General features: G+C 71.0%; 20 protein-coding genes. 10 read left to right on the forward strand and 10 right to left on the reverse strand.

The annotated features are described in order from the left end of the window. Positions 1-365: 365 nt before the first annotated feature. Positions 366-1,343 carry a tetratricopeptide repeat protein gene (locus BJ965_RS11870; RefSeq protein ID WP_184908630.1) on the reverse strand — a complete coding sequence of 326 codons (978 nt, stop codon included), beginning with the start codon at positions 1,341-1,343 and terminating at the stop codon, positions 366-368. A gap of 236 nt (positions 1,344-1,579) precedes the next feature. Between BJ965_RS11870 and BJ965_RS11875 the strand changes: the two genes are divergently transcribed. After that, entirely contained in the window at positions 1,580-2,191 is a 612-nt protein-coding gene (locus BJ965_RS11875) for a TetR/AcrR family transcriptional regulator (RefSeq protein ID WP_184908631.1), read from the forward strand. Between the two features lie 29 nt (positions 2,192-2,220). Here BJ965_RS11875 and BJ965_RS11880 read toward each other — a convergent pair whose 3' ends face one another. The 5 genes from BJ965_RS11880 to BJ965_RS11900 all read right to left on the reverse strand — a co-directional run bounded on the left by BJ965_RS11880 (position 2,221) and on the right by BJ965_RS11900 (position 5,654). Continuing rightward, entirely contained in the window at positions 2,221-3,921 is a 1,701-nt protein-coding gene (locus tag BJ965_RS11880; RefSeq protein ID WP_030854332.1) for an acyl-CoA mutase large subunit family protein, read from the reverse strand. A 109-nt stretch (positions 3,922-4,030) separates the two neighbouring features. Continuing rightward, positions 4,031-4,369, reverse strand: coding sequence for a DUF3817 domain-containing protein (locus tag BJ965_RS11885; RefSeq protein WP_184908632.1), 339 nt, complete (start codon positions 4,367-4,369; stop codon positions 4,031-4,033). Positions 4,370-4,412: 43 nt separating this feature from the next. Next, complete coding sequence (locus BJ965_RS11890; protein WP_030854326.1) at positions 4,413-4,922, reverse strand: MarR family winged helix-turn-helix transcriptional regulator; 510 nt, start codon at positions 4,920-4,922, stop codon at positions 4,413-4,415. Between the two features lie 97 nt (positions 4,923-5,019). Continuing rightward, positions 5,020-5,313, reverse strand: a complete 294-nt coding sequence (locus BJ965_RS11895; protein WP_184908633.1) for an MTH1187 family thiamine-binding protein — start codon at positions 5,311-5,313, stop codon at positions 5,020-5,022. After that, positions 5,310-5,654 carry a DUF3817 domain-containing protein gene (locus BJ965_RS11900; protein WP_184908634.1) on the reverse strand — a complete coding sequence of 115 codons (345 nt, stop codon included), beginning with the start codon at positions 5,652-5,654 and terminating at the stop codon, positions 5,310-5,312. The genes BJ965_RS11895 and BJ965_RS11900 overlap by 4 nt, the downstream gene beginning before the upstream one ends. 168 nt (positions 5,655-5,822) lie before the next feature. Here BJ965_RS11900 and BJ965_RS11905 point away from each other — a divergent pair, with 168 nt between their 5' ends. The 4 genes from BJ965_RS11905 to BJ965_RS11920 all read left to right on the forward strand — a co-directional run bounded on the left by BJ965_RS11905 (position 5,823) and on the right by BJ965_RS11920 (position 8,495). Continuing rightward, the gene (locus BJ965_RS11905; protein ID WP_184917079.1) at positions 5,823-6,455 is read left to right on the forward strand and encodes an AIM24 family protein; all 633 of its coding nucleotides are present in this window, start codon (positions 5,823-5,825) and stop codon (positions 6,453-6,455) included. Then, positions 6,455-7,105: an AIM24 family protein gene (locus tag BJ965_RS11910; RefSeq protein WP_184908635.1), complete on the forward strand. Its 651-nt coding sequence runs from the start codon at positions 6,455-6,457 to the stop codon at positions 7,103-7,105. Before BJ965_RS11905 ends, BJ965_RS11910 begins: the two co-directional genes overlap by 1 nt. Next, positions 7,102-7,902, forward strand: coding sequence for an AIM24 family protein (locus tag BJ965_RS11915; protein WP_184908636.1), 801 nt, complete (start codon positions 7,102-7,104; stop codon positions 7,900-7,902). The genes BJ965_RS11910 and BJ965_RS11915 overlap by 4 nt, the downstream gene beginning before the upstream one ends. A 116-nt stretch (positions 7,903-8,018) precedes the next feature. Further along, positions 8,019-8,495 carry a MarR family winged helix-turn-helix transcriptional regulator gene (locus tag BJ965_RS11920; protein WP_030854309.1) on the forward strand — a complete coding sequence of 159 codons (477 nt, stop codon included), beginning with the start codon at positions 8,019-8,021 and terminating at the stop codon, positions 8,493-8,495. A gap of 26 nt (positions 8,496-8,521) precedes the next feature. Here BJ965_RS11920 and BJ965_RS11925 read toward each other — a convergent pair whose 3' ends face one another. Both BJ965_RS11925 and BJ965_RS11930 read right to left on the reverse strand, forming a co-directional pair. Then, the gene (locus BJ965_RS11925; RefSeq protein ID WP_184908637.1) at positions 8,522-9,928 is read right to left on the reverse strand and encodes a sensor histidine kinase; all 1,407 of its coding nucleotides are present in this window, start codon (positions 9,926-9,928) and stop codon (positions 8,522-8,524) included. Then, positions 9,925-10,593, reverse strand: a complete 669-nt coding sequence (locus tag BJ965_RS11930; RefSeq protein ID WP_030854302.1) for a response regulator transcription factor — start codon at positions 10,591-10,593, stop codon at positions 9,925-9,927. Before BJ965_RS11930 ends, BJ965_RS11925 begins: the two co-directional genes overlap by 4 nt. A gap of 116 nt (positions 10,594-10,709) precedes the next feature. Here BJ965_RS11930 and BJ965_RS11935 point away from each other — a divergent pair, with 116 nt between their 5' ends. Together BJ965_RS11935 and BJ965_RS11940 are read left to right on the forward strand one after the other, a co-directional pair. Next, positions 10,710-11,375, forward strand: coding sequence for a PepSY domain-containing protein (locus BJ965_RS11935; protein WP_184908638.1), 666 nt, complete (start codon positions 10,710-10,712; stop codon positions 11,373-11,375). 221 nt (positions 11,376-11,596) lie between these two features. Then, entirely contained in the window at positions 11,597-12,571 is a 975-nt protein-coding gene (locus tag BJ965_RS11940) for a GNAT family N-acetyltransferase (protein WP_184908639.1), read from the forward strand. Positions 12,572-12,642: 71 nt separating this feature from the next. Here BJ965_RS11940 and meaB read toward each other — a convergent pair whose 3' ends face one another. Together meaB and BJ965_RS11950 are read right to left on the reverse strand one after the other, a co-directional pair. Continuing rightward, the gene (gene meaB, locus BJ965_RS11945; RefSeq protein ID WP_184908640.1) at positions 12,643-13,599 is read right to left on the reverse strand and encodes a methylmalonyl Co-A mutase-associated GTPase MeaB; all 957 of its coding nucleotides are present in this window, start codon (positions 13,597-13,599) and stop codon (positions 12,643-12,645) included. A gap of 51 nt (positions 13,600-13,650) precedes the next feature. Next, positions 13,651-14,859 (reverse strand): acetyl-CoA C-acetyltransferase, encoded by a 1,209-nt coding sequence (locus tag BJ965_RS11950; protein WP_184908641.1) that lies wholly within the window; start codon positions 14,857-14,859, stop codon positions 13,651-13,653. Between the two features lie 148 nt (positions 14,860-15,007). Here BJ965_RS11950 and mce point away from each other — a divergent pair, with 148 nt between their 5' ends. The 3 genes from mce to BJ965_RS11965 all read left to right on the forward strand — a co-directional run bounded on the left by mce (position 15,008) and on the right by BJ965_RS11965 (position 20,748). After that, on the forward strand, positions 15,008-15,448 hold the full coding sequence (mce, locus tag BJ965_RS11955) for a methylmalonyl-CoA epimerase (RefSeq protein ID WP_030854295.1): 441 nt from the start codon (positions 15,008-15,010) through the stop codon (positions 15,446-15,448). Positions 15,449-15,681: 233 nt separating this feature from the next. Beyond that, positions 15,682-19,629, forward strand: coding sequence for a polarized growth protein Scy (gene scy, locus BJ965_RS11960; protein ID WP_184908642.1), 3,948 nt, complete (start codon positions 15,682-15,684; stop codon positions 19,627-19,629). A gap of 183 nt (positions 19,630-19,812) precedes the next feature. Then, entirely contained in the window at positions 19,813-20,748 is a 936-nt protein-coding gene (locus tag BJ965_RS11965; protein WP_184850054.1) for a cellulose-binding protein, read from the forward strand. Positions 20,749-20,814: the final 66 nt, after the last annotated feature.

Genomic DNA, 20,814 nt, shown 5'->3' on the forward strand with positions numbered 1-20,814 from the left:
CGCCGGCTCTGCTCGGTGGGGACCCAGGTTGTCCCGCGACCCAACCGGCTGCCGGGGTACGGGAATGGACCGAGCGTGGCCGATCGTGGTGCATTCTCGCCGCCCGCACAAGGGGGTTCGTTACTGGCTAGTAACGGCCGGATAACCGAACAACGACCCATCGGTCTCGGTCGGCCACACAGGGTGCTGTCGGGGGGCGGCACAAAGCTGTTGATCGATGGACAGAATCCGACAGATCAACGCCCATGACTTACTCGCAGTAACAGCGGCCGCGATTACCAAGTTTTGGTAAAGCGCGGCCGCAGTGACCCTCCGTGGGCAAACTTTTCACGCGGGCACCACAAGCCCGCGCGTTTAACGACTGGTCAGAACAGGGCGCGCGCCAGGGCCCTGCGCGCCGCGATCACGCGGGGATCGTCGGGCCCGACGACCTCGAACAGCTCCACCAGCCGCATCCGCACGGTGTCCCGGTCGTCACCCACCGTGCGCGACACCGTCTCGATGAGCCGGCCGAAGGCGTCCTCGACATGGCCGCCCACCAGATCCAGGTCGGCGGCGGCGATCTGCGCCTGCACGTCGGCCGGCTTGTCGGCCGCGTCCCGGCGCACCTGCTGCGGGTCGACGCCCTGTACCCGCTGAAGCAACTCGGCCTGCGCGAGACCCAGTTTGGCCTCCTCGTTGCCCGGGTCCTCGTTCAGCACGTTCTTGTACGCCTGGACGGCACCGGACAGATCACCCGAGTCGAGCGCCTGCACGGCGGCCTCGAGGAGCCCGTCGTGCGGGCCGGCCGGCCGCTCGGGAGCCGCCGCCTGGGCGCCGCCCGGCTCGGCCTCGGGGTCGACGGTGAGACCGGTCAGACCGAAGCGCTGCTCTCCGACCTGCACCAGCTGGTCGAGGGTCTGGCGGATCTGCGCCTCGCCCGCCGCCCCCTGGAAGAGGGGCAGCGCCTGCCCCGCGACGACCGCGAAGACCGCGGGGATTCCCTGGATGCCGAACTGCTGCATCAGCATCTGGTTGGCGTCGACGTCGACCTTGGCGAGCAGGAAGCGGCCGTTGTACTCGACGGCCAGCCGCTCCAGGACCGGGCTGAGCTGCTTGCAGGGCTCACACCACTCGGCCCAGAAGTCGATGACGACGGGCACTTCGGCGGAACGCTGCAGGACGTCCTGCTCGAACCCCGCCTCGTCGACGTCGATGACGAGATCGGCCGGGGAGATCGCCCCCGTCCCGCCCTCGCGGGCTGCTTGCGCGCGCGCCTGCTCCGCCTTCGCCTTGGCCTCCTGGGCCGCCTTCACCGCGGCGAGGTCGACGACTCCGCTCATGGACATGTTCCGTGGCTGCATGCGCCTATCCTCCCCCGTCCTGCGCGCGCGTGTGAAAAACGGTGTGGAAGCCGGGCCGGTCCGTCCCCTTCGGCGCCGGGTCCCCACCCCACGCCGGGTGTGCCAAGGCCCGTGTACGTCCCTCACGGGCTTTCGCTACGAGTCGTAGCGTAATGCCACACCGTACCGCCGGGACACCACCCCCCGGTGATCTCCCTCACGGCGTCCCGCGGGAATGGCCGGTTTATGGTCGGAAGATGCAGAGCCGCAGCCCAGCCAGCCGCACCGGGCGCCCGCGCAGCGCCACGGCGGACGCCGCGATCCTGGCCGCGACGCGCGAGGCGCTCGTGGAACTGGGCTGGTCCAAACTCACCCTGGGAGACGTCGCGACGCGCGCCGGGGTTGCGAAAACCACGCTCTACCGCCGCTGGGCGGGCAAGAACGAACTGGTCGTCGACGCGGTGGCGGAACTCTTCGACGAGCTGGAACTCCCCGACCGCGGCTCACTGGCCGCCGACATCGAGGGTGTGGTCCTGCAGTTCGCCGCGATCCTGGCTCTGCCGGAGGCGAGGAGCGGCCTGATGGCGGTGGTGGCGGAGGCCACCCGCGACGAGGCGCTGCGCGAACGCATCCGGGCCTCGGTCGTCGACCGCCAGAAGCGCCTGGTCCTGGAGGGTCGCGCGCGGGCCCAGGACCGGGGCGAACTCCCCCCGGAGCCGGATTCCGCCTCGGCCGACCGCACGGTGGACCTGATCTTCGACATGGTGGCGGGTGCGGTGGTGCACCGGACCCTGGTGAGCGCGGAACCGGCGGACGAGGAATGGGTCCGCAGCTTCACCAGGGTGCTGCTGCACGGGCTGGGCGGCTAGGGTCTGCCGTTCGCACGGCAGGCCGCGGGTCAGAACCCGGCCGGCTCCGTGTACACCCCCCACTCGTCCCGCAGCACGCCGCAGATCTCACCGAGCGTGGCCTCCGCCCGTACCGCGTCCAGCATCGGCTCGATCATGTTGGCGCCGCTGCGGGCGGCGGCCAGCATGGCGTCGAGCGCGGTGCGCACCGCGGCGTCGTCGCGGGCCGCCTTGCGCCCGCCGAGGACCCGGACCTGCTCGCGCTCCACCTCGTGGCTGACCCGCAGGATCTCCAGGTCCCCGGTCACCGACCCGTCGTGACAGTTCACGCCGACGACCCTCTTGTCGCCCTTCTCCAGGGCCTGCTGGTACCGGAACGCCGATTCGGCGATCTCCCCGGTGAACCAGCCGTCCTCGATCCCGCGCAGGATGCCGGAGGTGATCGGGCCGATGGGGTGCCGCCCGTCGGGGTGCGCCCGCAGCCCGCGCTCCTTGATCTGCTCGAAGATCTTCTCCGCGTCCGCCTCGATGCGGTCGGTCAGCTGCTCGACGTACCAGGAACCGCCCAGCGGGTCGGCCACGTTGGCGACGCCGGTCTCCTCCATCAGCACCTGCTGCGTGCGCAGCGCGATCTCCGCCGCCTGCTCGCTCGGCAGGGCGAGGGTCTCGTCGAGCGCGTTGGTGTGCAGCGAGTTGGTCCCGCCGAGCACGGCCGCCAGCGCCTCCACAGCCGTCCGTACGACGTTGTTGTACGGCTGCTGCGCGGTGAGGGAGACCCCCGCGGTCTGGGTGTGGAAGCGGAGCCACTGGGCCTTCTCGGACTGCGCGCCGTAGACGTCACGCATCCAGCGGGCCCAGATCCGCCGGGCCGCGCGGAACTTGGCGATCTCCTCGAAGAAGTCGACGTGCGCGTCGAAGAAGAAGGACAGGCCGGGGGCGAAGACGTCCACGTCCAGCCCGCGCGACAGGCCCAGTTCGACGTATCCGAAGCCGTCCGCCAGCGTGTACGCCAGCTCCTGCGCGGCCGTCGAGCCGGCCTCGCGGATGTGGTAGCCGGAGACGGACAGCGGCTTGTACGCGGGGATGCCGGCCGCGCAGTGCTCCATGAGGTCGCCGATGAGCCGCAGGTGCGGCTCGGGCTGGAAGAGCCACTCCTTCTGAGCGATGTACTCCTTGAAGATGTCCGTCTGGAGCGTGCCGTTGAGGACGGACGGGTCGACGCCCTGCCGTTCGGCGGCGACCAGGTACATGCAGAAGACGGGGACGGCCGGGCCGCTGATGGTCATCGACGTCGTGACGTCACCGAGCGGGATGTCCTTGAACAGGACCTCCATGTCGGCCGCCGAGTCGATGGCGACCCCGCAGTGCCCGACCTCGCCCAGTGAGCGCGGGTCGTCGGAGTCGCGGCCCATGAGGGTCGGCATGTCGAAGGCGACGGAGAGCCCGCCTCCGCCGTTGCGGAGGATCATCTTGTAGCGCTCGTTGGTCTGCTCGGCGTTGCCGAACCCGGCGAACTGCCGGATGGTCCACGTGCGCCCTCGGTACCCGGTCGCGTACAGACCGCGGGTGAAGGGGTACTCCCCCGGCCAGCCGATCCGGTCGAATCCCTCGTAGGTGTCACCGGGCCGCGGCCCGTACACCGGCTCCACGGGGTCGCCGGAGAGCGTGGTGAAGTCGGCCTCGCGCTTGCGTGCGGCGTCGTACCGGGCCTGCCAGCGGCGGCGGCCCTCCTCGATGGCGTCAGCGTCCATACCCCTGAATTTACTTGGACGTCCTAGTAAATGTCGATGGCTGACGGGAGTGACCTGGCGAACGGGTGAGAACGGCCGCCGCACGCGCGCGGGCGGCGGCCCGGCGACTCTAAGCCTTGACCGGCGCGGGCGCGTCCTCGGCGAGCCTGCCCTCCAGCTCGCGGCTGATCCTGCGCTCGACGAAGAACGCGGCCGTGGGGATCGTGCCGGCCAGCAGCACCCACAGCTGCTTCTTGACCGGCCACTTCGCCTTGGAGCCGAGGTCGAAGGCGAAGATCAGGTACACGACGTACAACCAGCCGTGCGCGATGCTGACCACCTGGGTGAAATCAGCGGCGCCGCCCAGATCCAGGACGTACTTGCCGACCATGCCGAGGGTCAGCGCGACGAGCAGCACACCGGTGACGTAGGCCATGACCCGATAGCGGGTCAGCACGCTCTTCTTCATGCCGTCGAGCGTAACGACCCGTTCCGGGAGATCTTGCCCCGGGTCACTCCTCCTGGAAGTCGCCCGCCGAGACGCGCAGCGGCCGCAGCATCGCGAAGATCTCCGCGCACTCCTCGGCGTCGTACGTCCCGAGCCCGAAGTCCATCGCCATCAGGTCGCGGGTGGCCGACTCGACGACCTCGCGGCCCTTGTCGGTGATGCTGGCGAGGGTGCCGCGGCCGTCGTTCGGGTTGGGACGCTTGGCGACCAGACCCGACTTCACCAGCCGGTCCACGGTGTTCGTCACGGACGTGGGGTGCACCATGAGCCGCTCGCCGATCTTGGACATCGGCAGCTCGCCGGACTTGGAGAAGGTGAGCAGCACCAGCGCCTCGTAGCGCGCGAACGTCAGCCCGTACGGCCTGACCACCGCGTCGACCTCGGCGAGGAGGATCTGCTGGGCGCGCATGATCGAGGTGATCGCGGCCATGGACGGCACGTTTCCCCAGCGCTGCTTCCAGCGTTCGTCGGCGCGCGCGATCGGATCGAAGGAGAGACTGAGCGGCTTCGGCACGAACCCGACCTTACCGGCCGGTCACATGGCGGTCAGCCCTGTCTCGCCCTTCGGGCGGGCCGTCACGGGAGCCGGCGCATCACCGCGTTCGCGGCACCTACGGGGCGAGGTGCCGCTCCACCGTCTCCACCTTGGAGGTGAGGCCGTCCGTCACGCCGGGACGGATGTCCGCCTTGAGGACGAGGGAGACCCGGGGCGCCCGTCGCTCGACCGCGGCGACCGCGCGCCGGACGACGTCCATGACCTCGTCCCACTCTCCCTCCACGGACGTGAACATCGCGTCGGTACGGTTCGGCAGCCCCGACTCGCGCACCACCCGCACGGCGTCGGCGACGTACTCCCCCACGTCCTCACCGACGCCGAGCGGCGTCACGGAAAAGGCGACGATCACGCGCCCACCACGCCTTCCTTGCGCGCGCGGGTCGCGATGACGGCGTCCTCGGCCTCGCGCCGCAGCTTGCGCTCCGCGTAGAAGCCGCCGGCCGGGAGCACCGAGAGCACGAAGTACAGCGCGGCGGTCTTCAGCGACCACTTGGCCCGGTTCCAGGCGTCGGCCCAGAAGATGACGTAGAGGACGAAGAGCGCACCGTGCACCGCCCCCATCACCGGCACGGCGTTGAAGTCCGTGGTCCGCTTCAGCACCGAGCAGACCAGCAGGAGGAGGAAGGAGATCGCCTCGGGGGCCGAGACCAGGCGGAGGCGGCGGAGGGCGGTGGCGGTCTTGAGGTCCACGGGTCACCTTCGGTGGGAGAGAAACGGTTTGTGAACGCACGCACAAGCGTCCGCCCATTGTGGCAAACCGTCGGCACCCCCGGCCCCTAGGGGTGCGCTCAGGGACGTTCTCCACCCACGGGCCCTGTCCGCGGGGCCCGGCCTGCGGATACCTTCCCGTACGTGGCGATGTTCCGACTTCAGAGCAGCAAGGTGCTCGCCGTCGACATGACCGGGGATGCCGTGAAGGCGAAGAACGGCTCGATGGTCGCGTACGACGGGGAGATGGCCTTCAAGAAGCTCAGCGGTGGCGGCGAGGGCATCCGGGGCATGGTGACCCGGCGGCTGACCGGTGAGCAGATGACGTTGATGGAGGTGAAGGGGCGCGGGACGTGCTGGTTCGCGGACCGCGCCTCCGAGATCAACCTGGTCAGCGTCCAGGGCGACCGGCTCTACGTCGAGTCGAGCAACCTGCTCGCGACCGACGGCGGGCTGCGCACGGGTACGGAGTTCACGGGGCTGCGCGGCGCCTCGCAGGGCAACGGGCTCTTCACGACGACCGTCGAGGGCCACGGCCAGGCGGCGATCATGTCGGACGGCCCGGCGGTGGTGCTGCGGGTGAGCGCGCAGTACCCACTGACCGTCGACCCGGGCGCGTACGTGGCGCACCAGGGGAATCTGCGGCAGTCCTTCCAGTCCGGTGTGACGTTCCGCACGCTGCTCGGGGAGGGCGGCGGCGAGGCCTTCCAGATGCGGTTCGAGGGGGACGGCCTGGTGTACGTGCAGCCGAGCGAGCGGAACACGATCGCGGGAGACGTGTGATGGCCTTCCGGGAGATCAACGGAAAGATGGTCGAGGCGACGGTCGCGCCGGGGCAGCGGCTGTTCAGTCAGCGCGGCGCGATGCTCGCGTACAAGGGCGAGGTGTCCTTCACGCCCAACACGGCGGGCGGCCAGGGCGGGATCATGTCGATGATCGGCCGCCGGGTCGCCAACGAGGACACCCCCCTGATGACCGTCGAGGGCAGCGGCACGGTCCTCTTCGGGCACGGCGGGCATCACATCCAGGTGATCCGGCTCTCCGGCGACACCCTCTGTGTGGAGGCGGACCGCCTCCTGGCCTTCGAGGGCACGCTCCAGCAGGGCACGATGTTCCTCGGCTCGCAGGGCGGCGTCATGGGCATGGTGCGGGGCCAGGTGAGCGGCCAGGGGCTGTTCACGACGACGCTGAAGGGCCACGGGGCCGTCGCGGTCATGGCGCACGGCGGCGTCATCGAGATCCCGATCAGCCCGCAGCGGCCGGTCCATGTGGACCCGCAGGCCTACGTCGCCCACCACGGCGACGTCCGCAACAAACTGTCCACGGCGCTCGGCTGGCGGGACATGGTGGGCCGCGGCTCGGGCGAGGCGTTCCAGCTGGAGCTCACCGGCAGCGGTGCGGTGTACGTCCAGGCGTCGGAGGAGAAGCTGTGAGCACGTACGGAAGCCCCGGCGCCGGCCCCGTGGTCCTCGACCCGGCGACGCTGCCGGCCGACGACAACGTCAACGCGTACACCTTCTGCGTGGAGCTGAAGGGGAGCCAGTGGTTCCTGCAGAAGGGGAAGATGATCGCCTACTACGGGGCGATCGACTTCAACGGCGTCGGGCACGGTCGGCTGGACCGTCTCGTGCGCACATCCTTCCATTCGCCACTGCACGCGAGCGACTGGGTCGTGGCGGAGGGCTCGGGCAAGATGCTCCTCGCCGACCGGGCGTTCGACGTCAATTCGTACGACCTCGAGGACGGCAACCTGACCATTCGCTCCGGCAACCTGCTTGCTTTTCAGCCAACTCTGTCGCTGAAGCAATCAATCGTGCCGGGTTTTCTGACCCTCATCGGAACCGGAAAGTTCGTGGCCGCGTCGAACGGACCGGTGGTGTTCATGGAACCCCCGATCAGGGTCGACCCACAGGCCCTGGTCGGCTGGGCCGACTGCCCCTCCCCGTGCCACCACTACGACCATGGGTACATGACCGGCGTGATGGGCGGTCTACGTGCACTGACAGGCCTGGGCGGGGCCTCCGGCGAGGAGCACCAGTTCGAGTTCGTCGGCGCCGGGACGGTGCTGCTCCAGTCGTCCGAGACCCTGATGGCGGAGCAGGCCACGGGGACCGTTCCGCACCAGGCCGGCGTGCCCGGCGGCGGGGCGCACGGCCCCCAGGCCGGGCAGGCCGGCGTACCGCGCCTTCCCGGACAGCTGGGGGACCTCCAGCGTCGCTTCGGGCTGTGAGCGGTAGTCTGCGGAGTGTGACATCGAACGTCTGCGCACTGCTGTTCGCCAGGCGTGCGCGGTCACACGCCACCCCTCACTAGTTCGCCTTTCAACATTTTAGGTAGACTTCATTCATGGAGACCGAGACGGCCACCCGCTGGCTGACCGATGCGGAGCAGTGCGCTTGGCGCACCCACCTGGAGGTCAACAGGCTGTTGACGTACCAGCTCGAGAAGGACCTGCAGCCGTTCGGCTTGACAATGAACGACTACGAGATCCTGGTGAATCTCTCCGAGTCCGAGGGCCAGAGGATGCGGATGAGCGACCTCGCCTCCGCCACCCTCCAGTCCAAGAGCCGCCTCTCGCACCAGATCACGCGCATGGAGAACGCGAACCTCGTCCGGCGGGAGAACTGCGAGTCGGACCGCCGGGGCCTCTACGCGGTCCTGACCGACCACGGGATGACGACGATGCAGAAGGTCGCGCCCCACCATGTGGCGTCCGTGCGCAGGCACTTCATCGACCTGCTGTCCCCCGAGGCCCTGACCGAGCTCGACAAGGCCCTCAAGCCCATCGCGGAGCACCTGCGCGGCCAGCGCGGGCGCCCGTAACCACAGCGCCCGCCACCGCAGACCCGCTAGACGAGCGGCAGGCGGAGTTCGAACAGGGCTCCGCCTGCGGGTCCCCGTCCGGCCGTGAGCGTACCGCCGTGCCGGACTGCGACGTCCCGGGCGATGGCGAGCCCCAGTCCGGCCCCGCCGTCGTCGCGGCTGCGGGCCGCGTCCAGCCGGACGAACCGTTCGAAGATCCGCTCCCGGTCGTCCTCGGGCACCCCGTCACCGTCGTCGGCCACCCCGACCACGGCCCGCTCGCCCTCCCGCCGCACGCTCACGGTCACGGCCGACCGGGCATGCCGCTGGGCATTGTCGAGCAGATTGGCGAGCACCCTCCCCAACTGCCCCCGCGAGCCGGCCACCTCCGCCGACTCCGCGTCCACGGTGACACCCGTCCGCCCCTCGGCCGCCTCCCGGGCCAGCCCGGCGAGGTCGACCCGCGCGTCGCCCAGCCGCTCCCCCGCGTCCAGCCGGGCGAGCAGCAGCAGGTCGGCCGCCAGCCGTTGCAGCCGGACGGTGTCCTCCACGGCCCCGTCCAGGTCCAGCAGTTCGGGGTGCGCGGCGGCCACCTCCAGCTGGGTCCGCAGCGAGGCGATCGGGCTGCGCAGCTCGTGGGAGGCGTCGGCGACGAACCGCCGCTGCCGCTCCACGGACGTCTCCAGCGCCGCGAGCGTCTCGTTGGTGGTGCTGGCGAGCCGGGCGATCTCGTCGTGCGTGTCCGGCTCCGGAACGCGCCGCGCGAGGTCCTCGGACCGGGTGATCGCGGCCATCTCGCGCCGGATCCCCTCCACCGGCCGCAGGGCCCTGCGGGTGACCAGCCAGGTCACGGCCGCGACGACACCGAGCAGCAGCGGGAACCCGATCAGCATCACCGTCAGCGCGGTGCGCACGGCCCCGTGCTCGGCGGCCAGCGGGGAACCGGCGTAGACCGTGAGGTGCCCCCGGTCGTGGGTCTCCACCTCGACGGCGGCGAACCGGTAGTCCTCCGCGTCGCCGTCGATGGTCGCGGACCCGTTGCTGAAGACGCTCTCCCCGGAGATCTCACCGGCTTCGAGGGGCTCGGCCGCGTCGTCGTCATCGTCGTCGTCCCCGGAAGGCTTCACCGCAGGCTGCGGCTTCACCCGGTCGGTGTCGGTCCCGCTGATCCGCTCCAGATCCTCACTGGCCGCGACCAGTCGGCCGTGCTCGTCCAGGACCTGCACGGGCCCGTCGTCGCCGTCGAGACCCGAGAGCTTGTCGTACGGCGTACCGGCCGCCAGCTCGGAGGCGACCGCCCGCGCGGAACGCTCCGCCTGGGTACCGGCCTCGCCGATGAGGTTGGACCGCAGGGACAGCAGCACGGCGGCCCCGGCCGCGACGAGCGCCACCGCGACCACCAGGGTCGCCCCCAGCGTGGCCCGCGCCCGGACGGACCCGAACAGCCGGCTCACGACGACGTCTCCAGCCGGTATCCGGCCCCCCGCACGGTCCGGATCAGCCCCGCCCGCAGCTTCCGCCGCAGCGTGCTGACGTACACCTCGACGATGTTCGGATCGCCCTCGTACGCGAAGTCCCAGACGTGCTCCAGAATCTCGGACTTGGACACCACCTCGCCCGCCCGCAGCACGAGCTGCTCCAGCACGGAGAACTCCTTGGCGGTGAGGGTCACCTCGTCCTCACCCAGGAACACCCGCCGGGCCGCGGTGTCCACCTTCAGATCCCCGTGCACATGCACGGGTGAGGCACCCGCGCCCTGCCCGCGCCGCCGCAGCAGCGCCTTGACCCGGGCGACGAGCACGACGTACGAGAACGGCTTGGTCAGATAGTCGTCCGCGCCCGTGTCGAGCCCCTCGGCCTCGTCGTACTCGCCGTCCTTGGCCGTCAGCATCAGGATCGGCACCTCGTGCCCGGCGGCACGCAGGGCGGCGCAGACCCGGTAGCCGTTGAGGCCGGGCAGCATGATGTCGAGGATGACCAGGTCGTACGTGCCCTCCGAGGCCTGGTAGAGCCCCTCCCGTCCGTCGTGGACGACGTCCACGGCGTACCCCTCGGCCGTCAGGCCCCTGGCGAGCGACAGGGCCAGCCGCTTCTCGTCCTCCACGATCAACAGGCGCATGCGTAAAGAGTCGCAAAGGGAACCTGAAGATCCCTTCAGGGGGCTTCAGGTTCCACTCAGCCTCCGTCAGCCAGAGTCGAAGACGTCGAAAACAAAACGACTCGGGAGGAATCCGCATGAAGCGCAACATCGTGATCGCCGCTGTGACCGCCGCCGCTCTGATCGGAGGCGGGACGGCCACGGCCCTCGCGACCACGGGAGACGACCAGGGCTCGGCGCGGCAGGCGGCCACCACCCAGCTGTCGAACGACGACGTCCGGGACGATCAGGACGACGACGGCGGCCGGGACGACCGGGACGACGCCGAGAAGACGGTTTCGGCGGACGTGACGGCGTCCGAGGCGATCGCCTCCGCACTGAAGCACACGTCGGGCACGGCGGTCTCCGCCGAGCTGGACGACGAGGACGACAGCGCCAAGGTGGTCTGGAAGGTCGACGTCCTGTCCGGCGACAACACCTGGCACAGCGTGAGCGTCGACCCGGCCGGCGGCAAGGTCCTCGGTGCGCACACCGACGACGAGGACGACACGACGCAGGTCCGGGCGGCCCTGAAGGGCTCGTCGGTGACGGCCGAGGAGGCCGCGAAGGCTGCCGCCGGCAAGGGCGTGGTGACGTCCGTCGGCCTCGACGAGGACGGCAAGGACAAGTCCTGGGAGGCCGAGACGCGCACGTCCGGCGGCGCCGAGCAGGACTGGAAGGTCGACCTCACGTCGGGCAAGGTCACGGCGGACCGCTCCGACGCGCAGGACGACGACGCGGACGACGCCGACGACCAGGACTGATCAGCAGCCGTCCGTCTTCATTCGCCCCGGCGTCCGTGCGGACGCCGGGGTGTCGCGCGTGGGGTGACCGGTCCGGGTGGGTCCACCGCCCGGCACAACGGGGTGCCGCACGGTCGTCGGGGGACGCGGCCGCTCGATCCTCGAGGTGCCGCCGGACCTGACGCTTCGCCCTCGGCGCGCGTCCGTGGTGCGATGGAACCGGGGGTGAGAGGAGAGCGGTCATGCCCGCAGCGAAGCGAACGAGCGCCGCCGCCCCGGTGTCGGTCCGCCCGCTGGCCGAGCCGGACCTGGCTCGGGCCGACGAGATCTTCAGGGTCGCGTTCGGGACCTTCCTCGGGGCCCCTGAGCCGGAGTCGTTCTTCGGGACCGCCGACTACGTCCGCACCCGCTGGGCGGCAGATCCGCACGCGGCCTTCGCGGCGACCGTCGAGGGCGAGGTCGTCGGATCGAACTTCGCCGCCGACTGGGGCAGCGTCGGCTTCTTCGGCCCGCTGACCGTACGGCCCGATCTGTGGGACCGGGGCATCGGCAGGCACCTCATGGAACCGGTCATGACCTGCTTCGACACCTGGGAGAACCGCCACCTCGGCCTGTTCACCTTCTCGCACAGTCCCAAGCACCTCGAGCTCTACCGCCGGTACGGCTTCTGGCCCCGATTCCTCACGGCCATCATGAAGAAGCAGGTCGCCGTCACTGCCGCGGTCCCCGGCCGAGTGCTGTACGGCGAGCTGACCGCCGCCGAGCGGCCCGAGGCACTGCGCCTCGGCCGCGCACTGACGGCGGCCGTGTACGAGGGCCTGAGCCTGGAGCGCGAGATCACGGCCACACAGGCACGGGGACTCGGCGACACCGTCCTCCTCGAGGGCGCCGACTCCGGCCTCGACGGTCTGGCTGTCTGCCACTGCGGAGGCGGGACGGAGGCCGGTGAGGACGTGTGCTTCGTCAAATTCGGCGCCGTACGCCCTGGCCCGGGCGCCGCGGACCGGTTCGAACGGCTGCTGAACGCGTGCGAGCAGCTGGCCTCCGAGAAGGGTCTGGGGCAACTGGACGCCGGAGTGAGCCTGGCCCGCCAGGATGCCTACCGGCTCATGGTGGACCGCGGTTTCCGTACCTGGCTGCAGGGCGTGACCATGCACAAGCCCAACGAACCCGGCTACAGCCACCCGGACGCCTACGTGATCGACGACTGGCGCTGAGTCCACCGTCGTGGAAGGAACGGTCGCCCGGCGCCGGGCACGCCCCGCTGCCGCACGACGCGCCGACAGCCTCAGCCCTCCGTCAACCCGGCCACCAGCTCGTCAGCCGCCCGGTAGGGATCAAGTTCGCCCGCGATGATCCGCTCCGCGAGTGCCCCGAGGCGGCGGTCGCCGTGCAGGTCCCCGATCCGCTCCCGCAGCGCCGTCACCGCGATCGTCTCGACCTCCCGCGACGCCCGCGACAGCCGCCGCTCCGCCAGCACGCCCCGCTCCTCCATCCAGGCCCGGTGCTTCTCCAGGGCCTCGACGACCTCGTCCACGCCCTCCCCCCGCGCGGCGACCGTCTTCACGATCGGCGGACGCCAGTCACCCGGCCCCCGGGCCTCCCCCAGCCCCAGCATGTGGTTCAGCTCGCGAGCCGTCGCGTCCGCCCCGTCCCGGTCCGCCTTGTTCACGACGTACACGTCGCCGATCTCCAGGATCCCGGCCTTGGCCGCCTGGATCCCGTCGCCCATCCCCGGCGCGAGCAGCACCACGGACGTGTCGGCCTGGGAGGCGATCTCCACCTCCGACTGCCCCACGCCCACCGTCTCGACCAGGATCACGTCGCAGCCGGCGGCGTCGAGCACCCGGATCGCCTGGGGAGCCGACCAGGCCAGCCCGCCCAGGTGCCCGCGCGTGGCCATCGAACGGATGTACACGCCCGGGTCGGACGCGTGCTCCGACATACGCACCCGGTCCCCGAGCAGCGCACCGCCCGAGAACGGGGACGACGGGTCGACGGCGAGCACGCCGACCCGCTTGCCCTGCTTGCGGTACGCGGAGACCAGCGCCGAGGTCGACGTGGACTTGCCGACCCCGGGCGACCCGGTCAGTCCCACCACGTACGCCCCGCCCGTCAGCGGCGCGAGCGCCGCCATGACCTCCCGCAGCTGCGGGGACGCCCCCTCCACCAGGGAGATCAGCCGGGCCACGGCCCGTGGCCGGCCTTCCCTGGCCTGGGCCACCAGGGTGGAGACGTCCTGCATCACAGCTCCGTTCAGATCAGGGGGACGTACCGGGAAGGGACGTACCGGAACTCAGGCCTTGGGCACGCGCACGATCAGCGCGTCACCCTGCCCGCCGCCACCGCACAGCGCGGCCGCGCCCACGCCACCGCCGCGCCGCTTCAACTCCAGCGCGAGGTGCAGCACGAGACGCGCACCGGACATCCCGATCGGGTGACCCAGGGCAATGGCCCCACCGTTGACATTCACCTTTTCGGTGGACACCCCGAGGTCCTTCATGGACTGCACGGCCACGGCCGCGAAGGCCTCGTTGATCTCGATGAGGTCGAGGTCCGAGACCTCCAGGCCCTCCTTCTTCAGCGCGTGCAGGATCGCGTTGGACGGCTGCGACTGGAGCGAGTTGTCCGGCCCGGCCACGTTGCCGTGCGCTCCGATCTCGGCGATCCACTCCAGGCCCAGCTCCTGCGCCTTGGCCTTGCTCATCACGACGACGGCGGCGGCACCGTCGGAGATCTGCGAGGCGGAACCGGCCGTGATCGTGCCGTCCTTGGAGAACGCCGGACGCAGCTTCCCGAGCGACTCCACGGTCGTGTCACCGCGGATCCCCTCGTCCTTGCTGAACAGCACCGGGTCGCCCTTGCGCTGCGGGATCTCGACGGGCGTGATCTCCGCCTCGAACAGGCCGTTCTTCTGCGCGGCCGCGGCCCGCTGGTGCGACAGCGCGGCGATCTCGTCCTGCTCGGGCCGCGCGATGCCCAGGCGGGTGTTGTGCTTCTCCGTGGACTCGCCCATGGCGACGCCCTCGAAGGAGTCGGTCAGACCGTCGTGGGCCATGGAGTCGAGCATCTGGACGGCGCCGTACTTGAAGCCGTCACGGGACTTCGGCAGCAGGTGCGGTGCGTTGGTCATGGACTCCTGGCCACCGGCGACGACGATGTCGAACTCACCCGCGCGGATGAGCTGGTCGGCGAGCGCGATGGCGTCGAGGCCCGACAGACACACCTTGTTGATGGTCAGCGCGGGCACGTTCATCGGGATGCCGGCCTTGACCGCGGCCTGACGGGCCGGGATCTGCCCCGCCCCGGCCTGGAGCACCTGGCCCATGATCACGTACTGCACCTGGTCGCCACCGATCCCCGCACGGTCGAGGGCGGCCTTGATCGCGAAGCCGCCGAGGTCGGCTCCGGAGAAGGACTTCAGCGATCCGAGCAACCGCCCCATGGGCGTACGCGCTCCCGCGACGATCACCGAGCTGTTCGCTTCGGAAGTTCCAGAAGACATGAGCTGCGATCCCCTTACCGGCTGCACAGCCGAGGAGTGAACGAGGGTTTACTTCGAATGTACTGAGTGGCACTCCGTGCCGTCATCGGGCTGTCGGTGTGATCGCGCGCACGTTGCGTAACCACCTCCGGGGCGCTGCACTGAATCCATGCTGACGCGAATCGACCACATCGGAATCGCCTGTTTCGACCTCGACAAGACCGTCGAGTTCTACCGTGCCACCTACGGCTTCGAGGTGTTCCACTCCGAGGTCAACGAGGAGCAGGGCGTGCGCGAGGCCATGCTCAAGATCAACGACACGTCGGACGGCGGCGCCTCGTACCTGCAGCTCCTGGAGCCGACCCGGGAGGACTCCACCGTCGCGAAGTGGCTCGCGAAGAACGGCGAGGGCGTCCACCACATCGCTTTCGGTACGGCAGATGTGGACGGTGACGCCGAGGAGATCAAGGGCAAGGGCGTACGCGTGCTGTACGAAGAGCCGCGAGTCGGTTCCATGGGGTCACGGATCACCTTCCTGCACCCCAAGGACTGCCATGGCGTACTGACAGAACTGGTCACTTCGGCGCCTGTTGAGTCACCTGAGCACTGACCCTCGTACATAGGGGCCGGTAGGGTTGGGGGCGGTCGCCGCTCACGCCAGGGTGACCGCGGTCCCGCCGTGCGACGGCAGGACCACCGGGGTCCGGGTTTCGGGGGACGAGCGTCGGGGCAGCAGCCTCTGCTCCGCCGATGATCTGACACCATTCCCCGGGGGCCCCGTTCGGCGGATGGACGGAGCTCGTTCGGAAAGAGTTGCGACCAGGGGACGGATGGGACCGCGCAGTGCGGGGCTACGAGAGCCAGGAGCGAGAGCCGGCGGCTGACGTCGACCACCTCTCTCGGTTCGAAGCCGAGATGAAGCGGCTGAAGACCGAGCGGGAAAAGGCGATCCAGCACGCCGAGGACCTCGGCTACCAGGTCGAGGTGCTGCGCGCCAAGTTGCACGAGGCGCGGCGCACCATCATGTCCCGGCCCTCCTTCGAGGGGGGCGACATCGGCTGGCAGGCCGAGCAGTTGCTGCGCAACGCGCAGATGCAGGCCGACCAGATCCGCGCGGACGCCGACCGGGAGCTGAGCGAGGCCCGGGCCCAGACCCAGCGGATCCTCCAGGAGCACGCCGAACAGGCGGCCCGGCTCCAGGCCGAGCTGCACCAGGAGGCGGTGACCCGCCGCCAGCAGCTGGACCAGGAGCTGTCCGAGCGCCGCCAGACGGTCGAGTCGCACGTCAACGAGAACGTGGCGTGGGCCGAGCAGCTGCGGGCCCGCACCGAGCAGCAGGCCCGCCGGCTGCTGGAGGAGTCCCGGGCCGAGGCCGAGCAGGCCCTGGCCACCGCCCGCGCGGAGGCCGAGCGGCTGACGACGGAGGCCCGGCAGCGGCTGACGGGCGCGGCCGAGGAGGCCCGGGCCGAGGCCGAGCAGATCCTGCGCCGCGCCCGCACGGACGCCGAGCGCCTGCTCAACGCCGCCTCCAACCAGGCCCAGGAGGCCACCGACCACGCCGAGCAGCTGCGCACGTCCACCGCCACGGAGTCGGAGTCCGCCCGCCGCGAGGCCCAGGAGCTGAGCAAGGCCGCCGAACAGCGGATGGCCGAGGCCGAGGAGGCGCTGCGCAAGGCGCAGACCGAGTCGGAGAAGCTGGTCACGGAGGCCAAGGAGGCCGCCGCCAAGGCCCTGGCGAGCGCCGAGTCCGCGAACGAGACGCGTACGCGCACCGCCAAGGAGCAGGTCGCCCGGCTGGTCGAGGAGGCCACCAAGGAGGCCGAGAACACCAAGTCCGAGGCCGAGCAGCTGGTCGCCGACGCCCGTGCCGAGGCGGAGAAGATCGTCGCGGAGGCCTCCGAGAAGGCCCGCACGCTGACCGCCGAGGAGACCGCGACCCAGCTGTCCAAGGCGGCCAGGACCGCCGAGGAGGTCCTGAACAAGGCGTCGGAGGACGCCAAGAAGACGACGAAGGCGGCGGCCGAGGAGGCCGAGCGGATCCGCTCGGAGGCCGAGGCCGAGGCGGACCGGCTGCGGGCCGAGGCGCACGACATCGCCGAGCAGCTCAAGGGCGCGGCGAAGGACGACACCAAGGAGTACCGCGCCAAGACGGTCGAGCTGCAGGAGGAGGCCCGCCGGTTGCGCGGCGAGGCCGAGCAGCTGCGGGCGGACGCGGTCGACGAGGGCGAGAAGATCCGCGCCGAGGCCCGCAAGGAGGCCGTGGCGCAGATCGAGGAGGCGGCGAAGTCCGCCGAGGAGCTGCTCGCCAAGGCCAAGGCGGACGCGGACGAGCTGCGCACGACGGCCCAGGCGGACAGCGAGAAGGTCCGCACGGAGGCCATCGAGCGGGCGACGACCCTGCGCCGACAGGCGGAGGAGACCCTTCAGCGCACCCGGCAGGAGGCCGAGCGGCACCGCGAGGAGGTCGTCGAGCAGGCCGAGGCGCTCAGGGAGGACGCCGAGCGCGCGGCGCGGGAGCTGCACGAGGAGACCGAGCGAGCCATAGAGGCCCGTCGGGCGGAGGCCGCCGAGGAGCTGACGCGGCTCCAGAGTGAGGCCGAGGAGCGGCTGGCGGCCGCCGAGCAGGCGCTGTCGGACGCCCGGGAGGAGGCCGCGCGGATCCGCCGCGAGGCCGCCGAGGAGAACGAGCGGCTGCGCACCGAGGCCGCCGAGCGGATCCGTGCGCTCCAGCAGCAGGCCGAGGCGGAGGCCGAGCGACTGCGCGACGAGGCCGCGGCGGACGCGTCCGCGTCGCGTGCCGAGGGCGAGGCCGTCGCCGTACGGCTGCGCTCGGAGGCGGCGAACGAGGCCGAGCGGCTGAAGTCGGAGGCGCAGGAGAGCGCCGACCGGATGCGCGCGGAGGCGCAGGCCGCCGCCGAGCGGCTCGGCACGGAGGCCTCGGAGACGCTGGCCGCCGCCCAGGAGGAGGCCAACCGGCGCCGCCGCGAGGCGGAGGAGCTTCTCGGCAGCGCCCGGCAGGAGGCCGATCAGGAGCGCGAGCGGGCCCGCGAGCAGAGCGAGGAGCTGCTGGCCTCGGCGCGCAAGCGCGTGGAGGAGGCACAGACCGAGGCCGTACGGCTGGTCGAGGAGGCCGACCGCCGTGCCACGGAGATGGTGTCGGCGGCCGAGCAGCACGCCCAGCAGGTCCGGGACTCCGTCGCGGGGCTGCACGAGCAGGCCCAGGACGAGATCGCCGGGCTGCGTTCGGCCGCCGAGCACGTGGCGGACCGTACGCGCCGGGAGGCCCAGGAGGAGGCGGACCGGGTCCGCTCCGACGCCTACGCCGAGCGGGAGCGGGCGAGCGAGGACGCGGGCCGGCTGCGGCGCGAGGCGCACGAGGAGTCCGAGGCCGCCAAGGCGCTCGCCGAGCGGACGATGTCCGAGGCGATCTCGGAGGCGGAGCGGATCCGCACGGACGTCGCCGAGCACGCCCAGCGGGTGCGCACGGAGGCGTCGGACGCGATCGCCGAGGCCGAGCAGGCCGCCTCGCGCACCCGGGCGGACGCCCGGGAGGACGCCAACCGCATCCGGTCGGACGCGGCGACGCAGGCGGACACCCTCATCACCGAGGCGCGCAACGAGGCGGAGCGGCTCACGACGGAGACGGTCCAGGAGACCGACCGGCTGCGTATGGACACGGTCGCCGAGGCCGAGCGGGTCCGTACGGAGGCGGTCTCCGAGGCCGAGCGGGTCCGCGCCGAGGCGGCCACGGAGGCCGAGCGGGTGCGCGCGGAGTCGGTCGCGAAGGCCGAGCAGCTGGTCGGGGACGCCACCGGCGAGGCCGAGCGGCTGCGGGCCGAGGCCGCCGAGACGGTCGGTTCGGCGCAGCAGCACGCCGAGCGGGTCCGCGCCGAGGCCGCGCGTGTGAAGACCGACGCGGAGGCGGAGGCGGAGCGGCTCGTCAGCAGTGCGCGCGAGGAGGCCGACCGCACGCTGGACGAGGCCCGCAAGGACGCCAACAAGCGACGCTCCGAGGCGGCCGAGCAGGTCGACAAGCTCATCACGGAGACCACGGCAGAGGCGGACAAGCTGCTGACCGAGGCGCAGCAGCAGGCGCACAAGACCACCGCGGAGGCCGAGTCGCGGGCCGACACGATGGTCGGCGCGGCCCGCACCGAGGCCGACCGGCTGGTGTCCGAGGCGACGGTCGAGGGCAACTCCCTGGTGGAGAAGGCCCGTACGGACGCGGACGAGCTGCTGGTCGGCGCGCGCCGGGACGCCACGCAGATAAGGGAGCGTGCCGAGGAGCTGCGCGACCGCATCACCTCGGAGATCGAGGAGCTGCACGAGCGGGCCCGCCGTGAGTCGGCCGAGACGATGAAGTCCGCGGGCGACCGCTGCGACGCGCTCGTCAAGGCGGCCGAGGAGCAGCTGGCGAAGGCGCAGGCCAAGGCCAAGGAGATCGTGTCGGAGGCCAACTCCGAGGCGGGCAAGGTCCGTATCGCCGCGGTGAAGAAGGCGGAGGGGCTGCTCAAGGAGGCCGAGCAGAAGAAGTCCACGCTGGTCCGGGAGGCCGAGGAGCTCAAGGCCGAGGCGATCCGCGAGGCCAAGCGCACGGTCGAGGAGGGCAAGCGCGAGCTGGAGGTGCTGGTCCGGCGCCGCGAGGACATCAACGCCGAGATCTCCCGTGTCCAGGACGTCCTGGAGGCGTTGGAGTCCTTCGAGGCCCCCTCCTCGGGCAAGGACAACGGAGTCAAGGCCGGCGCGACGGTCGGTGCACCCCGTTCGGGTGGCAAGTCCTCGGATAGCTAGCGAAAAGGGACGAATCCGGTGTGTGCTGGGGCCTTTGGCCAAGTCTTTGGCAAGCGGTCCCGGGGATAGCCACTCAAAAGGGGTGTCATTTTCCAGATCAAACGCGCATCCGCTCGATGACACACCGTTTCGGCCCCTAGGATTCCACCTATCACCTCACCGGTCTCATTCGACAGGAACCCCATGAGCGACACTTCCCCCTACGGCTTCGAGCTTGTGCGGCGTGGGTACGACCGCGCTCAGGTGGACGAACGTATCTCCAAGCTCGTCTCCGACCGTGACAGCGCTCTCGCCCGCATCACCGCTCTGGAAAAGCGCATCGAAGAGCTCCACCTCGAGACGCAGAACGCCCAGGCCCAGATCACCGACGCCGAGCCGTCGTACGCGGGTCTCGGTGCGCGCGTGGAGAAGATCCTCCGCCTCGCCGAGGAAGAGGCGAAGGACCTGCGCGAGGAGGCCCGGCGCGCGGCCGAGCAGCACCGCGAGCTCGCCGAGTCGGCGGCCCAGCAGGTGCGCAACGACGCCGAGTCGTACTCGGCGGAGCGCAAGGCGAAGGCCGAGGACGAGGGCCTGCGGATCGTCGAGAAGGCCAAGAGTGACGCCGCCCAGCTGCGTTCCGAGGCGCAGAAGGACGCGCAGTCCAAGCGCGAGGAGGCGGACGCCCTCTTCGAGGAGACCCGCGCGAAGGCCGCCCAGGCCGCCGCCGACTTCGAGACGAACCTCGCCAAGCGCCGCGAGCAGTCCGAGCGCGACCTGGCCTCGCGTCAGGCCAAGGCCGAGAAGCGCCTCGCCGAGATCGAGCACCGCGCCGAGCAGCTGCGCCTGGAGGCCGAGAAGCTGCGCACGGACGCCGAGCGCCGCGCCCGCCAGACGGTGGAGACGGCCCAGCGCCAGGCCGAGGACATCGTGGCCGACGCCAACGCCAAGGCCGACCGCATCCGTTCGGAATCCGAGCGGGAGCTCGCGGCCCTCACCAACCGCCGCGACAGCATCAACGCCCAGCTGACGAACGTCCGCGAGATGCTCGCGACGCTCACGGGCGCCGCGGTGGCCGCCGCCGGTACGCCGGCCGAGGACGAGCCGATCTCCCGTGGGGTCCCGGCGCAGCAGTCCCGCTAACGGCCTGGCATACGGAGTCTGAGTCTCCGCAAAGCCCTCTGCCGCTCGGGTGGCAGAGGGCTTTGC

It is taken from the genome of Streptomyces luteogriseus, assembly GCF_014205055.1.
Taxonomy (GTDB): Bacteria; Actinomycetota; Actinomycetes; order Streptomycetales; family Streptomycetaceae; genus Streptomyces; species Streptomyces luteogriseus.

Bases quoted from the DNA above. Each gene is read 5' to 3' on its own strand.
- BJ965_RS11940 (WP_184908639.1), top strand. From the start codon at position 11,597: ATGCCCGCAGCGAAGCGAACGAGCGCCGCCGCCCCGGTGTCGGTCCGC.
- meaB (WP_184908640.1), bottom strand. From the start codon at position 13,599: ATGCAGGACGTCTCCACCCTGGTGGCCCAGGCCAGGGAAGGCCGGCCA.
- BJ965_RS11905 (WP_184917079.1), top strand. From the start codon at position 5,823: ATGTTCCGACTTCAGAGCAGCAAGGTGCTCGCCGTCGACATGACCGGG.
- BJ965_RS11880 (WP_030854332.1), bottom strand. From the start codon at position 3,921: ATGGACGCTGACGCCATCGAGGAGGGCCGCCGCCGCTGGCAGGCCCGG.
- BJ965_RS11870 (WP_184908630.1), bottom strand. From the start codon at position 1,343: ATGCAGCCACGGAACATGTCCATGAGCGGAGTCGTCGACCTCGCCGCG.
- mce (WP_030854295.1), top strand. From the start codon at position 15,008: ATGCTGACGCGAATCGACCACATCGGAATCGCCTGTTTCGACCTCGAC.
- BJ965_RS11875 (WP_184908631.1), top strand. From the start codon at position 1,580: ATGCAGAGCCGCAGCCCAGCCAGCCGCACCGGGCGCCCGCGCAGCGCC.
- BJ965_RS11950 (WP_184908641.1), bottom strand. From the start codon at position 14,859: ATGTCTTCTGGAACTTCCGAAGCGAACAGCTCGGTGATCGTCGCGGGA.
- BJ965_RS11930 (WP_030854302.1), bottom strand. From the start codon at position 10,593: ATGCGCCTGTTGATCGTGGAGGACGAGAAGCGGCTGGCCCTGTCGCTC.
- BJ965_RS11965 (WP_184850054.1), top strand. From the start codon at position 19,813: ATGAGCGACACTTCCCCCTACGGCTTCGAGCTTGTGCGGCGTGGGTAC.
- BJ965_RS11935 (WP_184908638.1), top strand. From the start codon at position 10,710: ATGAAGCGCAACATCGTGATCGCCGCTGTGACCGCCGCCGCTCTGATC.
- BJ965_RS11920 (WP_030854309.1), top strand. From the start codon at position 8,019: ATGGAGACCGAGACGGCCACCCGCTGGCTGACCGATGCGGAGCAGTGC.
- BJ965_RS11910 (WP_184908635.1), top strand. From the start codon at position 6,455: ATGGCCTTCCGGGAGATCAACGGAAAGATGGTCGAGGCGACGGTCGCG.
- BJ965_RS11885 (WP_184908632.1), bottom strand. From the start codon at position 4,369: ATGAAGAAGAGCGTGCTGACCCGCTATCGGGTCATGGCCTACGTCACC.